Source organism: Klebsiella sp. LTGPAF-6F (assembly GCF_001753185.1).
Classification (GTDB): Bacteria; Pseudomonadota; Gammaproteobacteria; order Enterobacterales; family Enterobacteriaceae; genus Klebsiella; species Klebsiella michiganensis.
In genome coordinates, this window is the sequence record NZ_CP017450.1 from 5,824,851 (window position 1) to 5,839,567 (window position 14,717).

Annotated in this window: 12 protein-coding genes; 3 read left to right on the forward strand and 9 right to left on the reverse strand. The window is 58.1% G+C overall.

The features are described 5' to 3' along the window. Positions 1-59: 59 nt before the first annotated feature. Complete coding sequence (gene dtpB, locus BJF97_RS27375) at positions 60-1,526, forward strand: dipeptide/tripeptide permease DtpB (protein ID WP_025106828.1); 1,467 nt, start codon at positions 60-62, stop codon at positions 1,524-1,526. Positions 1,527-1,664: 138 nt separating this feature from the next. Here dtpB and rsmJ read toward each other — a convergent pair whose 3' ends face one another. The 5 genes from rsmJ to gntX form a co-directional block, all read right to left on the reverse strand. Beyond that, positions 1,665-2,429, reverse strand: coding sequence for a 16S rRNA (guanine(1516)-N(2))-methyltransferase RsmJ (gene rsmJ / locus BJF97_RS27380; RefSeq protein ID WP_004855183.1), 765 nt, complete (start codon positions 2,427-2,429; stop codon positions 1,665-1,667). A gap of 7 nt (positions 2,430-2,436) precedes the next feature. Further along, positions 2,437-4,479, reverse strand: coding sequence for an oligopeptidase A (gene prlC, locus BJF97_RS27385; protein ID WP_032694209.1), 2,043 nt, complete (start codon positions 4,477-4,479; stop codon positions 2,437-2,439). A 209-nt stretch (positions 4,480-4,688) separates the two neighbouring features. Continuing rightward, positions 4,689-6,005, reverse strand: a complete 1,317-nt coding sequence (gntT, locus tag BJF97_RS27390) for a gluconate transporter (protein WP_004134706.1) — start codon at positions 6,003-6,005, stop codon at positions 4,689-4,691. 332 nt (positions 6,006-6,337) lie between these two features. Then, entirely contained in the window at positions 6,338-6,913 is a 576-nt protein-coding gene (gene nfuA / locus BJF97_RS27395; RefSeq protein ID WP_004106660.1) for a Fe-S biogenesis protein NfuA, read from the reverse strand. A 58-nt stretch (positions 6,914-6,971) separates the two neighbouring features. After that, positions 6,972-7,646, reverse strand: coding sequence for a DNA utilization protein GntX (gntX, locus tag BJF97_RS27400; RefSeq protein WP_032694208.1), 675 nt, complete (start codon positions 7,644-7,646; stop codon positions 6,972-6,974). Between the two features lie 38 nt (positions 7,647-7,684). Here gntX and bioH point away from each other — a divergent pair, with 38 nt between their 5' ends. Both bioH and BJF97_RS27410 read left to right on the forward strand, forming a co-directional pair. Further along, positions 7,685-8,467 (forward strand): pimeloyl-ACP methyl ester esterase BioH, encoded by a 783-nt coding sequence (bioH, locus tag BJF97_RS27405; RefSeq protein ID WP_032694207.1) that lies wholly within the window; start codon positions 7,685-7,687, stop codon positions 8,465-8,467. Positions 8,468-8,576: 109 nt separating this feature from the next. Further along, entirely contained in the window at positions 8,577-8,846 is a 270-nt protein-coding gene (locus tag BJF97_RS27410) for a YdgH/BhsA/McbA-like domain containing protein (RefSeq protein ID WP_014227147.1), read from the forward strand. Between the two features lie 232 nt (positions 8,847-9,078). Here the strand turns inward: BJF97_RS27410 and feoC are convergent, their stop codons facing one another. From feoC to BJF97_RS27430, 4 genes are all read right to left on the reverse strand, one after another. Beyond that, positions 9,079-9,315, reverse strand: a complete 237-nt coding sequence (gene feoC, locus BJF97_RS27415) for a [Fe-S]-dependent transcriptional repressor FeoC (protein ID WP_014227148.1) — start codon at positions 9,313-9,315, stop codon at positions 9,079-9,081. A 9-nt stretch (positions 9,316-9,324) separates the two neighbouring features. Continuing rightward, positions 9,325-11,643 carry a Fe(2+) transporter permease subunit FeoB gene (gene feoB / locus BJF97_RS27420; RefSeq protein ID WP_032694240.1) on the reverse strand — a complete coding sequence of 773 codons (2,319 nt, stop codon included), beginning with the start codon at positions 11,641-11,643 and terminating at the stop codon, positions 9,325-9,327. A 27-nt stretch (positions 11,644-11,670) separates the two neighbouring features. After that, positions 11,671-11,898 (reverse strand): ferrous iron transporter A, encoded by a 228-nt coding sequence (gene feoA, locus BJF97_RS27425; protein ID WP_004126281.1) that lies wholly within the window; start codon positions 11,896-11,898, stop codon positions 11,671-11,673. Between the two features lie 411 nt (positions 11,899-12,309). Beyond that, positions 12,310-14,640: a Tex family protein gene (locus BJF97_RS27430; RefSeq protein WP_014227151.1), complete on the reverse strand. Its 2,331-nt coding sequence runs from the start codon at positions 14,638-14,640 to the stop codon at positions 12,310-12,312. Positions 14,641-14,717 lie beyond the last annotated feature (77 nt).

Below are 14,717 nucleotides of genomic sequence, written 5' to 3' on the forward strand. Positions count from 1 at the left end.
CAGCGCGTTTTGGCATACGCGTTCATACTTTTCCGGACAGGACTTAAAGGCGAAGAAAGATGAATTCAACCGCACCGACAGGCTTGCTGCAGCAACCTCGCCCATTCTTCATGATCTTCTTTGTGGAACTATGGGAGCGATTTGGCTATTACGGCGTTCAGGGGATCCTGGCCGTTTTCTTTGTTAAACAGCTCGGTTTTTCTCAGGAGCAGGCGTTTATTACCTTTGGCGCGTTTGCCGCGCTGGTATATGGCCTTATCTCCATCGGCGGCTATGTCGGCGATCACCTGCTGGGTACGAAACGTACGCTGGTTCTGGGCGCGATTGTGCTTGCCGCAGGCTACTTTATGACCGGCCTGTCGCTGCTCAAACCCAATCTGATTTTCATCGCGCTGGGGACCATTGCGGTGGGTAACGGCCTGTTTAAAGCTAACCCGGCAAGCCTGCTGTCCAAATGCTATCCGCCAAAAGATGCCCGCCTGGATGGCGCCTTCACGCTGTTTTATATGTCGATCAATATCGGTTCGCTGCTGTCGCTGTCGCTGGCGCCGGTGATTGCCGACAAGTTCGGCTATGCGGTAACCTACAACCTGTGCGGCGCCGGTCTGATCGTCGCCCTGCTGGTTTACTTCGCCTGTCGGGGTATGGTGAAAGATATCGGCTCTGAGCCGGACCACAAACCGCTGAGCCTGCGCAATTTACTGTACGTGCTGGCCGGTACTGTGGTCATGATATTTCTCTGCGCCTGGCTAATGCATAATGTCAAAATCGCCAATCTGGTGCTGATTATCCTCTCAGTGGTGGTGACGATTTTCTTCTTCCGCGAGGCCTTCAAGCTGGATAAAACCGGGCGCAACAAAATGTTCGTCGCCTTTATCCTGATGCTGGAAGCGGTGCTGTTTTATATTCTGTACGCGCAGATGCCCACCTCGCTCAACTTCTTTGCTATCAATAACGTTCACCATGAAATACTTGGTTTCGCGATTAACCCGGTGAGCTTTCAGGCGCTAAACCCGTTCTGGGTGGTGGTGGCCAGCCCGATCCTCGCCGCTATCTACACGCGTTTGGGCAATAAGGGCAAAGACCTGACTATGCCGATGAAGTTTACCCTTGGCATGTTCCTGTGCGCGCTGGGCTTTCTCACGGCAGCCGCGGCGGGAATGTGGTTTGCCGACGCCCAGGGGCTGACCTCGCCGTGGTTTATCGTGCTGGTCTATCTGTTCCAGAGTCTGGGGGAACTGCTGATTAGCGCCCTGGGGCTGGCGATGGTTGCCGCGCTGGTGCCGCAGCATCTGATGGGCTTTATTCTTGGGATGTGGTTTTTAACCCAGGCGGCCGCGTTCCTGCTGGGCGGCTACGTGGCGACCTTCACCGCCGTACCGGATAATATTACCGACCCGCTACAGACGCTGCCGATTTATACCGATGTCTTCAGCAAAATTGGCCTGGTGACCCTGGGCGTAACGGTGGTCATGGCGATCATGGTGCCGTGGCTGAACAGGATGATTAATACAAAAAGCGCGTAAAAACGGAGCGGTCGACGAGGTTTCCCGGATTGCGGCTAACGCCTTATCCGGGCTACAGAACCCCCAGATCGCAAGAACCCGTAGCCCGGGCAAGGCGCATCGCGCCGCCCCCGGGGAAAGGGCCCTGACGCAGGTTGCTTACCCCTGCGGCTCAACCGCCGTTCCGGCATAGATATCAAAACGGTGGCCTTTGGTCACCACCGCGTTAGGCGTCGCGACATCCGCCAGCGGCGGCGCGTAGTCCGGGCGCTTAACCACCACCCGTTTGGTCGCCAGCTGACGCGCCGGCGCCAGCAGACCGTCGGCGTCTAAATCCGGCCCCACCAGCGACTGAAATACCCGCATCTCTTTCTTCACCAGCGCGCTTTTCTGCTTATGCGGAAACATCGGGTCGAGATAGACCACCTGCGGACGCGGGGTGATATCGGTCAGCGCCGTCAGGCTGGAAGCGTGAATCAGCCGCAAACGCTCCTGTAACCAGGGGCCGATTTCAGCGTCGGCGTAGCCGCGCGCCAGGCCATCGTCGAGCAGCGCGGCAACCACCGGGTTACGCTCCAGCATCCGCACGCGACAGCCCACGGAGGCAAGAACAAAGGCATCCCTTCCCAGACCGGCGGTCGCATCGACCACATCCGGCAGATAGTCACCTTTGATTCCCACCGCTTTTGCCACCGCCTCGCCGCGGCCGCCGCCGAACCTGCGCCGGTGGGCCATGGTCCCGCCGACAAAATCAACAAAGATGCCGCCAAGCTTCGGTTCATCGCGCTTGCGCAGCTCAAGATGCGCCGGCGTCATCACCAGCGCCATCGGGTTGTCCTCATCCTGCTCCAGCCCCCAGCGGTCAGCCAGAACAGATAAGGCGCCGTCTCCGGCGCCCGTTTCATCAATTAAACAAATTTTCACAACAGGATTAACTCTTAATGCCGTAATGCTCAAGCATCGCGTCCAGCTGCGGCTCGCGACCGCGGAAGCGTTTGAACAGGACCATTGGCTCTTCCGAACCGCCGCGGCTAAGGATGTTGTCGAGGAACGACTGGCCGGTTTCGCGATTGAAGATACCCTCCTCTTCGAAGCGCGAGAAGGCATCCGCCGCCAGGACGTCGGCCCACAGATAGCTGTAATAACCCGCTGCGTATCCGCCGGCGAAAATATGGCTGAAGGCGTGCGGGAAACGGCCCCACGACGGCCCGGAGATCAGCGCCACCTGCTGCTTAATTTCCGCCAGCGTTTCGAGGATTTTCGCGCCCTGCTGCGGGCTGAACTCCGCATGCAGGCGGAAGTCGAACAGGCCGAACTCCAGCTGGCGCAGAATAAACATCGCCGCCTGGTAGTTTTTCGCCGCCAGCATTTTCTCCAGCAATTCCTGCGGCAGCGGTTCGCCGGTTTCATAGTGGCCGGAGATAAAGGCCAGCGCTTCCGGCTCCCAGCACCAGTTTTCCATAAACTGGCTCGGCAGCTCGACCGCATCCCACGGTACCCCGCTGATGCCGGACACGCCGGCGGTGTCGATACGGGTCAGCATATGGTGCAGACCGTGGCCAAACTCGTGGAACAGGGTGATCACTTCATCGTGGGTGAACAGCGCCGGCTTACCGTTGACGGGACGGTTAAAGTTACAGGTCAGATAAGCGACCGGCTTTTGCAGCGAGCCGTCAAGCTTGCGCATCTGGCCAACGCAGTCATCCATCCACGCCCCGCCGCGTTTATGTTCGCGAGCGTAGAGATCGAGATAGAAGCTACCGCGTAGTTCATTTTTTTCATCGTAAAGCTCGAAGAAGCGCACCTCCGGATGCCAGACGTCCACATCGGTACGCTCTTTCGCGGTAATACCGTAAATACGCTTAACCACCTCGAACAGGCCGTTAACCGCTTTGTTTTCCGGGAAGTAGGGGCGCAGCTGTTCATCGCTTATGCTGTAAAGATGCTGCTTCTGTTTTTCGCTGTAGTAAGCGATATCCCACGGCTGCAGTTCATCCACGCCGAATTCGGCTTTGGCGAAGGCGCGCAGCTGGGCCAGCTCTTTCTCACCCTGCGGACGGGCGCGTTTCGCCAGGTCGGTCAGGAAGTCGAGCACCTGCTGCGGATTTTCGGCCATTTTGGTCGCCAGCGACTTGTCGGCAAAGCTGTCAAAGCCCAGCAGCTGCGCCAGCTCGTGGCGCAGGGCGAGGATTTCGGCCATTACCGGGCTGTTGTCCCATTTTCCGGCGTTCGGCCCCTGGTCGGAGGCGCGGGTGGAATAGGCGCGATACAGCTCTTCACGCAGCGCCTGATTGTCGCAGTAGGTCATTACCGGCAGATAGCTCGGGATATCCAGGGTCAGCAGAAACCCTTCCTGCTCTTTGGCTTCAGCCTGGGCTTTCGCTGCGGCAAGCGCGCTTTCCGGCATGCCGGAGAGCTCAGATTCATCGGTGACCAGCTTGGTCCAGCCCATGGTCGCGTCGAGCACGTTGTTGCTGTACTGATTGCCCAGCTCGGAGAGGCGGGCGGCGATTTCGCCGTAGCGTTTCTGCTGCTCTTTCGCCAGGCCAATACCGGAGAGTTCAAAATCGCGCAGCGCGTTATCCACCGCTTTTTTCTGCGCGGTATTCAGGGTGGCGTAATGGTCGCCGTCGCGCAGGTCGCGGTACGCTTTGTACAGGCCTTCATGCTGCCCAACCCAGGTGCTGTACTCCGAAAGCAGCGGCAGGGTCTGCTCGTAGGCTTCGCGCAGTTCCGGACTGTTTTTGACCGAGTTCAGATGGCTGACCGGGGAAAAAATACGCCCCAGCACGTCGTCTACTTCCGCCAGCGGCTGGCAAAGATTTTCCCAGGTATACGGCGCCCCTTGCGCCACCGCGCGCTCTACCGCCGCCCGGCAATCATCCAGCGCTTTAGTGACCGCGGGGACCACGTGCTCGGGTTTGATGGCAGAGAATGGCGGTAATGAAAAAGGCGTCAGTAATGGATTGGTCATATGCGCAGTCCTGTTGAATTGGGTGAATGAAGCGCGCGTCCGGCGCTATAGCATGAGATCTAGAATGGGGGATAGTTTGCTGAATTTCAATGTCAGGCGCCGCGCGCAGGCGGGTATTACTGCGATAAGTCTGGCCGTTGTGGCCAGAGCGCATAAAAAAGCCGGGTTCGCCTCGCGGCGACCCGGCTCGTTTTAGGCGGACAAGCAGCTTATACCACCATCCCCAGCAGCAGACAGCCTACCAGGCCGCACACTGAGATAATGGTTTCCAGCACCGACCACGACTTAATGGTCTCGCCGATGGTCAGGTTGAAGTATTCCTTAAACAGCCAGAAGCCCGGGTCGTTAACGTGAGAGAAGATAACGCTGCCGGAGCCAACGGCGATCACCATCAGTTCCGGGCTCACGCCGGTGGTGGCGATCAGCGGCGCGGCGATACCGCCCGCGGTGATCGCCGCAACGGTGGCGGAACCCAGCGCAATACGCAGTACCGCAGCAATCGACCATGCCATAAACAGCGGGGACATATTGGATTCATGCATGATAGAAGCAATGTATTTATCCATGCCGCTATCGACCAGCACCTGCTTGAAGGCGCCGCCGCCGCCGATGATAAGCAGCATCATGGCGATAATTTTGATCGAGGAGGTCAGCGTATCGTTAATCTGCTCCATGGAACGACCGCGGTTAAGACCGAAGGTGAACATGGCGATCAGTACCGCGATCAGCGTGGCCATGACCGGGTCGCCGAAGAATTCCGCGATCGGCAGGAAGGCATGACCTTTCGGCAGAACCATTTCGGCCACGGCGCGCATGGCCATCAGAATAACCGGTACCAGAGAGGTCCAGACGCTGACGCCGAAGCCCGGCATCTCTTCCTCAGTGAACGTTTTCGGGTTATGCAGGCCTTCCGGAATCGGCTTATCGATACCTTTCAGGAAGCGTGCGTAAACCGGCCCCGCGAGGATAACCGTCGGGATCGCCAGAATCGTACCGAACAGCAGGGTTTTACCCATGTCGGCATGGAAAATAGTGGCAATGGCCGTCGGGCCCGGGTGCGGAGGCAGGAAACCGTGCGTGACGGAGAGCGCGGCCGCCATCGGGACGCCGATATAGAGCAGCGGGATACCGGCGGATGCGGCGATGGTAAAGACCAGCGGCAGCATCAGTACGAAGCCCACTTCATAGAACAGGGCGAAGCCGACGGTAAAGCCGGTGAGCACAACCGCCCATTGAATATGTTGTTTACCAAATTTGGCAATCAGCGTGGTGGCGATACGCTGCGCGCCGCCGCAGTCCGCCAGCATTTTACCGAGCATCGCGCCGAAGCCCATGATCAGCGCGAGGCTGCCGAGGGTCCCCCCAACGCCGTTTTTGATGGAGACGATAACTTTATCCAGAGGCATACCCTGCATGAGCCCGACGGCAAGTGCCACCAGAACCAGAGCGATAAACCCGTTCAGCTTGAAACGGATCATCAGCAACAATAACAGGGCAACCCCGATAGCAACGATGACTAATGGCATGATTTACCTGGCCTTAATTTGTTATGGGTAACGTCATAGTTTCAACATTGACTTCATCCGTTCCGACCGGAACAAAAAATGTCTGACGCCGTAGAAGCTGGCTTTATCCTTACCCAGAGAAAGGATAGCTGGCTATTTTTTTATCTGTGGCGCCTGAAGTGAATGATACGGGTAACATATGAAGTTTGAGAATCACCTGGGCGGTGAAAATTTCAAATATGAGACTTAAGTCATACTCTTTCCCGGGTTTCTGCCGGGTCGCTTAGCGGGAAATGTTGCGCGGGAACATGAGGGGAGTCGCCCGGCCGCGAAAAGGCTGCCGGGCGGGGAAATCAGTAGTAGGAGTGCTCGCCGCGCTGGTGTTCAGTCAGATCGCGTACGCCTTTCAGTTCCGGGAACTCGTTCAGCATCTGCTTCTCGATCCCCTCTTTCAGCGTCACGTCAACCATCGAACAGCCGTTGCAGCCGCCGCCGAATTGCAGAATCGCCAGGCCATCGTCGGTGATTTCCATCAACGTGACGCGCCCGCCGTGGCCGGCCAGCTGCGGGTTAATCTGCGACTGCAGCAGGTACTCAACGCGCTCCATGAGCGGGGCATCGTCGGACACTTTGCGCATCTTGGCGTTTGGCGCTTTCAGCGTCAGCTGGGAGCCCAGCTGGTCGGTAACAAAATCGATTTCAGCGTCTTCCAGGTACGGCGCGCTAAGCTCATCGACGTAGGCGGTGAGTTGCTCAAACTTCAGCGCGGTATCGGAATCTTCCACCGCATCCGGTGGGCAGTAGGACACGCCGCACTCGGCGTTAGGGGTGCCGGGATTGATCACAAATACGCGAATTTGTGTCCCTTCTTCCTGATTTGCCAGCAGTTTGGCAAAGTGCGCTTGTGCAGCATCGGAAATACGGATCATAGCGTTGGCCTAATAGTTGACTATTTTACTGGGTTATTATACGCCCATCAGCAGGGGTCTACAAGGTACGGCATATACACCATACCTGAACCGTCGCGGCGCCGTTTCGCAAAAGCAGGCGGGATATCTCGGCGACGGTGCTTCCGGTTGTGACGACATCATCCACAATGGCGATATGGTGGCCCTGGAGCGACAATTCAAGCTGGAAGGCGTTTTTCAGGTTCCGTTTGCGCAATCTGGCGCTGAGCTGATGCTGGGTGGCGGTGCGGCGCCGGCGGGTTAGCGCATCGCTGCGCCAGGCGCAGTCCAGCCAGCGGGAGAGCGGTCGGCACAGCAGATCGCTCTGATTAAATCCCCTCTTCCACTGACGACGCTGCCAGAGCGGCACGCTAATTATCCGGTCCGGGCGGGGAAGATCCCGACGCTGGCGAATGCGCAACAGCAGCAGACGCGCCAGCGCCGGGGCCAGCTCGGGCCGCTTATTGAATTTCAGCTGGTGAATCAGGCCGCTCAGCGGCGGTCGATAGTCATTCACCGTCACCAGCCGCTGCCACGGCGGCGGTTTTTGCAGGCAGCGCCCGCAGGGCAGCGTGCTTGATTGGGCCGGCAGGCCGCACTGCGGGCACAACGGTTCAGACGCCAGCAGCGCCGACGCGCATCGCGAGCAGATCCCCCAGCTGGCGATGGCCAGCGGCATTTGGCATAGCCAGCATAAGCTGTGTGCTGTTAGCATATTTCCCCCTCGTATTGGTGGAAAGAGAACAGTAACTGATGAAAACGATCGCGTGGCAAACCACGGGCGAAGGAAATTGTCATCTTGTGCTGCTGCACGGATGGGGGCTGAATGCCAAAGTGTGGGATTGCATCACGCCGCAGCTGGCTTCGCATTTTACGCTGCACCTCGTCGACCTGCCTGGCTATGGCCGCAGCGGCGGCTTTGGCGCGATGTCGCTGGAAGAGATGGCCCAGCGGGTGCTGGAAAACGCGCCGGAGCGAGCTATGTGGCTAGGCTGGAGCCTCGGCGGGCTGGTGGCCAGCCAGGTCGCGTTATCCCATCCCGATCGCGTGCAGGCGCTGGTCACCGTGGCCTCTTCCCCCTGCTTTAGCGCTCACGACAGCTGGCCCGGGATTAAGCCCGACGTGCTGAGCGGATTTCAGCAGCAGCTGAGCGAAGATTTTCAACGCACTGTCGAACGCTTTCTGGCGCTGCAAACCCTGGGTACCGAAAGCGCGCGTCAGGATGCGAGAGCGCTGAAGAGCACGGTGCTGTCGCTACCGATGCCGTCGCCGGACGTTTTAAACGGCGGGCTGGAGATCCTCAAAACCGCCGATTTACGCCAGCCGTTGACCGCCCTCGCCATGCCGTTTTTGCGCCTGTACGGTCGGCTGGACGGTCTGGTACCGCGTAAAATCATTCCGCTTCTCGATGCGCTGTGGCCCAAAAGCACGTCGATTGTCTTCGATAAAGCCGCCCATGCGCCGTTCATTTCACATCCGCAGGCGTTTTGCGCTCCGCTGATTGAGCTGAAGCGTGAGATCGATAAATTTTTTTAGCGGGACGTGGTAAAAACGCAGGGTGCAGCAATACTTAGGTTGTTGCGGGGGTTGACTATTTCACGCTGGCCCCGTGACCTAAAAAAAAACCTAATGGAGAGTAGAGGCTATGAAACTTGTTACAGGAATTGTTGCATCTCTGGTGATTGGCTCCCTGTCCTTCGGCGCGTTCGCCGCCAAGGAAATTCAAAAAGACGAAGTGGCTAAGTTGAACCTGACCAAAATTGGTTCGATTACCACCTCCAGAACAACCTCTCCGATGGATGCAAAGCGCGATCTGTCGAAAAAAGCGGATGAACTGGGCGGCACCTATTTTGTGGTGATTGCAGGCGAGAAGAACGAGAAAACGGTTCACGCTAACGCGGACGTCTACAAGTAAGCCAGAAAGCGGGTCTCAGGACCCGCTTGCGGTATATGCCGCAGTCGGTTCCCGGAAGCGGCGCGTTGCGCCTGTCCGGGCTCCCCCCCCCCAGAACCGTACAAATCTGTGGTCGAATCTCCCGGGTCGCGGCGTAAACGCCTTACCCGGGTTACCAAACCCAAAACCGCACAAACTCGTAGCCCGGATAAGGCGTTAGCCGCAATCCGGGAAACCTGCCTTCACAGTCCAATCAGCGCAGCGACCACCACTCCCGCAGGCAGGCTTTGCCTTCCGGGCAGCTTTTACAGCTGCCGGAGAGGCAGCCATCGGCATCTTCGGTCACTTTCACCGCTTTCCCCATCGCTTGCAGGCGGCCCAGCATGGCGTCAATCAGCGGCTGCGGCGTATTCAGGCGGACGCTGAGCTGCTTTGCCTCCATCCTCCCCTGCAGGGCCAGCATATCGCGGACTTCAATTAATGACGCCATCATCGCTCCTTAGTGGCAATCGCCCGCCGGACTCTGGCAGCAGGTGGACGGCGTTTTGCGCGTCGCCAGCAGCGAGACGTCCACCCGGCTACGCGCTCTGCGCAGCAGGCCAAAGATCACGATATTGAACAGCACCACCGCCAGAATGCACACCAGGCTATAGCGCGGATGCTGGCTAAAGCTGACGGTCTGGTAGTACAGCGTAGAAAGTGAATAGGCGATATTCAGCCCCCACAGGACGGAGAACATCATCCAGCCGCGGCTCGACTCGCGGGCAATCGCCCCCATTACCGAGATGCAGGGAATATAGAGCAGGACAAAAATCAGGTAGCTGTACGCCGCAGCGGCGCTACCGAATTTGCTGCCCATGACGCCCATCGCGCCGGTTGCCATTTCGCCGTCGCCTTTACTGGCTTCGATAGGGTTGGCCAGCACGCTCAGGCTGAACGTATCTTTCAGACTCTGCCAGGTCTCGTCTACCGCGGCCAGCAGCTCATCGCCGAGGCTAAACGTCTGCGGATTAAACGCTTCGTTCTGGATATCTTCAGCGGTGTAGAGGGTGTTCAGCGTCCCCACCACCACTTCCTTGGCCATCGCGCCGGTGAACAGCCCGACGGTCGCCTGCCAGTTATCCTCATGTACGCCAATCGGTTTAAATACCGGGGTGATCACCCGGCTGACCGACGCCAGCGCCGAGTCGTTGATGTTATCGACGATCTTACCGCTCAGCGAGAAGCTGTTCAGCGCGCTGAGGAAGATACTGACGATAACGATCACTTTACCCGCGCGCAGGACGAAGCCTTTCAGACGCTGCCAGGTCTGGATAATCAGACTCTTCACGTGCGGAACGTGATACACCGGCAGCTCCATCACGAACGGCGACGCTTCGCCGCGCATAATGGTATGCTTCAGCATCAGTCCGGTCGCAATCGCCATCACGATCCCCAGTACGTACAGCGAGAAGACCGCCAGCGCGCCGTTCTGGCCGAAAAAGGCGGCGGCGAAGACGGCGAAAATCGCCAGCCGCGCGCCGCAGGACATAAACGGCGCCATCATAATGGTCATCAAACGTTCGCGCGGCGCATCAAGCGTACGCGCGCCCATCACCGACGGAACGTTACAGCCAAAACCGACGATTAACGGCACGAAGGATTTCCCCGGTAGCCCCAGCGCCTGCATCAGGCGGTCCATCACAAACGCCGCCCGCGCCATATAGCCAGAGTCTTCAAGGAAAGAGAGGAACAGGTACATCATGCCGATCTGCGGTACCAGCGGCAGTACGGTATTGATACCGCCGCCAATCCCCTGGGCGAGGAACACCGTCAGCCAGTCCGGGAAATGCAGGGTATAGCCAACCCACTGAATACCGTGGATAAAGATAGCCACGGAACCGGCATCAAAAATGGGCTGCAGCGCGCCGCCGATATTAATCGCCAGCAAGAACATCAGGTACATAACGAACAGGAAGACCGGCAGGCCGAGGAAGCGGTTGAGGATCACTTTATCCATCGCCGCGGTAAAGCGGCTTGGCTCGGCGGTAAGGGTGTTACTGACCGCATCGCAAATGGCGGCAATACTTTGGTAACGGGCATCGGCGATATGCAGCGCGGGGTCATCCATCTCTTCGCTCAGGTGCGCCAGGGACACGTCCAGCTTGTGGGCAGCGTCACCGGCGTAGGCGCGGCTGTAAATATCGCCTTCAAGCATCTGTAAACCCAGCCAGCGACGCTGGCGCTGCGGAATATCCGCGGCCATGGCCTGCGCCAGCTTGTCCGCCTCCCGCAGCAGCGGCTGCGGATAGTGCACCAGTTCAATAGCCTGGTTCTGCTGATGGCGATCGATCGCCATTTTTAAGGCCTCGATACCGCGCCCGCGGGTGGAAACCAGCGGGATCACCGGGCACCCGAGACGCGCGGCCAGCGCGTCGACATCGATGCGGATCTTCTGTTTTTCCGCGATATCGAGCATATTCAGCGCGACCACGCAGGGGATGCCAAGCTCCAGCAGCTGCAGCGTCAGATAGAGGTTACGTTCCAGATTGGACGCATCGACCACGTTAATCAGCATGTCGGCGTCGCCGCTGAGAATATAGTGGCAGGCAATCTGCTCATCCAGCGAGGTTTGCGAGGAGATGGTGGTCAGGGAATACGTGCCCGGAAGGTCTACCAGCGTGACCTGATGATCGGTGGTGTTGAAACCACCCTCTTTGCGTTCAACGGTCACTCCCGCCCAGTTACCGACGCGCTGGCGCGCGCCGGTGAGCTGGTTGAACAGCGTGGTTTTACCGGAATTAGGATTACCAATTAAGCCAAGGGTTAATTTTTTCATATTCATACTCTTAGTGCCGGTCAGGCATTATTGTGCAACCGCTTCCAGCTCAATTAACGCAAGATCCTTTTTACGTAATACCAGGCTAACGCGTCGGGTTTCAATATGAATAGGGTCGCCGAGCGGCGCCACGCGAACCACATTGAAAGAAGAACCCGGCAGCATCCCGAGGGACAGCAGCTTCTGCCGATACGCCGGACTAATATCGCGGGAGAAACCGGTGATTTTCCACGCACTATCAGGTGTAAATTGCATAGGACCTACTTGTTTATCGCCAACTGAAAAGAGAGTTTTCCGTATGCGCCGGAGACGCGGCGCCAGGGACCGTAGCTAACGAAGAAGAAAAAATACTCAATGCAAATAATGATAATGAGAATAGTTTTTATCATCAATACATATAATGCGGCCGTTTCGCTTTTTAAAGAGAAAATTGAGCTTTTGTTGATATTGAGCAAACTCTATTTTGTCGCCGTCGCGGAGGTGATGATTATTCTTAATGACTAAATGTTTAATTAAAGTTTCTATAGTTAACGAAATGAAAATAATAATATCGCCGTCCGTAATTCGCGCTTATTACGACGTTATAAGAAAATACTGATGCTTGTTTGCACAATATGGCGAATGCCGGAAGAAATGCGGCCCCTTAGCAAAAGGGGCCGGAAAGAATTAACGTTTTTTACCCATTGCCGCCGCCAGCGCATCCATCATCGCGCTGTTGCCCGCAGGCTGCGCCTCGCGACCGCGAGGTTTAGCGGCCTTCGCCGCCGGGCGGTTGCCCTGAGGACGATCGTTACCGCCGCCGCGGCGCGCGTTGCTGTCGCCTGGCTGTTCGTCCAGACGCATCGTCAGCGCGATGCGCTTACGCGGCAGGTCGACTTCCATCACTTTCACCTTCACGATATCGCCCGCTTTGACCACCGTGTGCGGGTCTTCAACGAACTTATTCGACAGGGAAGAGATATGCACCAGGCCGTCCTGATGAACGCCGATATCAACGAACGCGCCGAAGTTGGTGACGTTGGTCACCGCGCCTTCGAGGATCATTCCCGGCAGCAGGTCGTTCATCGTCTCTACGCCATCGGCGAACTGGGCGGTTTTAAACTCAGGGCGCGGGTCGCGGCCCGGTTTCTCCAGCTCTTTGATGATGTCGGTCACCGTCGGCACGCCGAATTTCTCATCGGTGAAGTCAGCGGCTTTCAGATGACGCAGCTCGCTGCTGTTGCCCATCAAATCTTTCAGCGCCTGCTGAGTCGCCGCCAGAATGCGCTCCACCACCGGATACGCTTCCGGGTGCACGGTTGAGGCGTCCAGCGGGTTGTCGCCGTGGTTGATACGCAGGAAGCCCGCGCACTGTTCAAAGGCCTTCGGCCCCAGACGGCTGACCTTCAGCAGCTGCTGGCGATTCTGGAACTGGCCGTTCTCATCGCGCCAGGAGACGATATTCTGCGCCATCATGCGGGTCAGACCGGCGACGCGGGTAAGCAGCGGGACGGAAGCGGTATTCAGATCGACGCCAACGGCGTTTACGCAGTCTTCCACCACCGCGTCCAGCTTACGCGCCAGCTGGGTCTGGCTGACATCGTGCTGATACTGGCCGACGCCAATGGATTTCGGATCGATTTTCACCAGCTCGGCCAGCGGGTCCTGGAGACGACGGGCGATAGAGACCGCGCCGCGCAGGGAAACGTCGAGATCCGGGAACTCCAGCGCCGCCAGCTCGGAGGCGGAGTACACGGACGCGCCCGCTTCGCTGACGATGACCTTCTGCGCGGTCACTTTCGGGAACTGCTTCTGCACGTCGAGGAAGAAGCGCTCGGTTTCACGCGAGGCGGTACCGTTGCCAATCGCCACCAGCTCAACGTTGTACTTTTCACACAGCGCGGCAACCGCCACCGCCGCTTTTGCGGCCTGGCCGGTATGCGGGTAGATGGTATCGGTAGCCACCAGCTTGCCGGTACCGTCAACGACGGCGACTTTGACGCCGGTGCGCAGGCCCGGATCGAGGCCCATGGTGGCGCGCAGCCCGGCCGGCGCGGCCATCAGCAGGTCGTGCAGGTTGCGGGCAAAGACGTTAATGGCTTCGTCTTCCGCGCGTTCGCGCACGGTCCCCATCAGCTCGGTTTCGAGGTGCATCAGCACCTTGATACGCCACGTCCAGCTCACCACGCCCTTACGCCAGCCGTCCGCCGGGGCGTTGTTCAGGCGCAGGCCGAGATGGTCGATAATGATTTGCTCGCCATGGCTCTCTTTCGGCGGCTCGTCGAACTGCGGGTCGGCATTTAAAGAGAGCTGCAGCACGCCTTCGTTGCGGCCGCGGAACATCGCCAGCGCGCGGTGCGACGGCACGGTGGCGATCGGTTCGTGATGGTCGAAGTAGTCGCGGAATTTCGCCCCTTCCTCTTCCTTACCGCTGACGACGGTCGCCACCAGGTGGGCGTTTTTCCACAGATAGTCGCGCACTTTTGCCAGCAGGGCGGCGTCTTCCGCAAAGCGCTCCATCAGGATATAGCGCGCGCCGTCGAGAGCGGCTTTTGTGTCCGCTACGCCGTTGTCGGCGTCGATATATTTAGCGGCTTCGGTTTCCGGGTCGTGAGAGGGTTCGTTCCACAGCAGATCGGCCAGCGGTTCCAGCCCGGCCTCAATGGCGATCTGCCCGCGCGTGCGGCGCTTCGGCTTGTACGGCAGATAGAGATCTTCGAGCTCGGTTTTACTCAACGTCCCGTTGATGGCTTTTTCCAGCGCCTCGGTCAGCTTGCCCTGCTCGCCGATGGACTTCAGGATCGCCTGACGACGGTCTTCAAGTTCACGCAGATAGCCCAGGCGGGTTTCCAGATTACGCAGCTGCGTGTCATCCAGACCGCCGGTGACTTCTTTACGATAGCGTGCGATAAACGGCACGGTATTCCCTTCATCAAGCAGGCGAACGGCAGCTTCTACCTGTTCAGCCCTGGCCTGAAGTTCACCCGCAATAATGCGGCAGAGCGAATCATTCATCATCGGTTTAATTCATCTTTAGGATCAAAAATCAGGGGGATAGTTATACGGACTGGCACGCTAAAATGCCAGCCGCGACC

Excerpts from the sequence above, each read along its gene's own strand:
- dtpB (WP_025106828.1), top strand. The coding sequence starts at position 60 with ATGAATTCAACCGCACCGACAGGCTTGCTGCAGCAACCTCGCCCATTC.
- prlC (WP_032694209.1), bottom strand. The coding sequence starts at position 4,479 with ATGACCAATCCATTACTGACGCCTTTTTCATTACCGCCATTCTCTGCC.
- gntT (WP_004134706.1), bottom strand. The coding sequence starts at position 6,005 with ATGCCATTAGTCATCGTTGCTATCGGGGTTGCCCTGTTATTGTTGCTG.
- nfuA (WP_004106660.1), bottom strand. The coding sequence starts at position 6,913 with ATGATCCGTATTTCCGATGCTGCACAAGCGCACTTTGCCAAACTGCTG.
- gntX (WP_032694208.1), bottom strand. The coding sequence starts at position 7,646 with ATGCTAACAGCACACAGCTTATGCTGGCTATGCCAAATGCCGCTGGCC.
- bioH (WP_032694207.1), top strand. The coding sequence starts at position 7,685 with ATGAAAACGATCGCGTGGCAAACCACGGGCGAAGGAAATTGTCATCTT.
- BJF97_RS27410 (WP_014227147.1), top strand. The coding sequence starts at position 8,577 with ATGAAACTTGTTACAGGAATTGTTGCATCTCTGGTGATTGGCTCCCTG.
- feoC (WP_014227148.1), bottom strand. The coding sequence starts at position 9,315 with ATGGCGTCATTAATTGAAGTCCGCGATATGCTGGCCCTGCAGGGGAGG.
- feoB (WP_032694240.1), bottom strand. The coding sequence starts at position 11,643 with ATGAAAAAATTAACCCTTGGCTTAATTGGTAATCCTAATTCCGGTAAA.
- feoA (WP_004126281.1), bottom strand. The coding sequence starts at position 11,898 with ATGCAATTTACACCTGATAGTGCGTGGAAAATCACCGGTTTCTCCCGC.
- BJF97_RS27430 (WP_014227151.1), bottom strand. The coding sequence starts at position 14,640 with ATGATGAATGATTCGCTCTGCCGCATTATTGCGGGTGAACTTCAGGCC.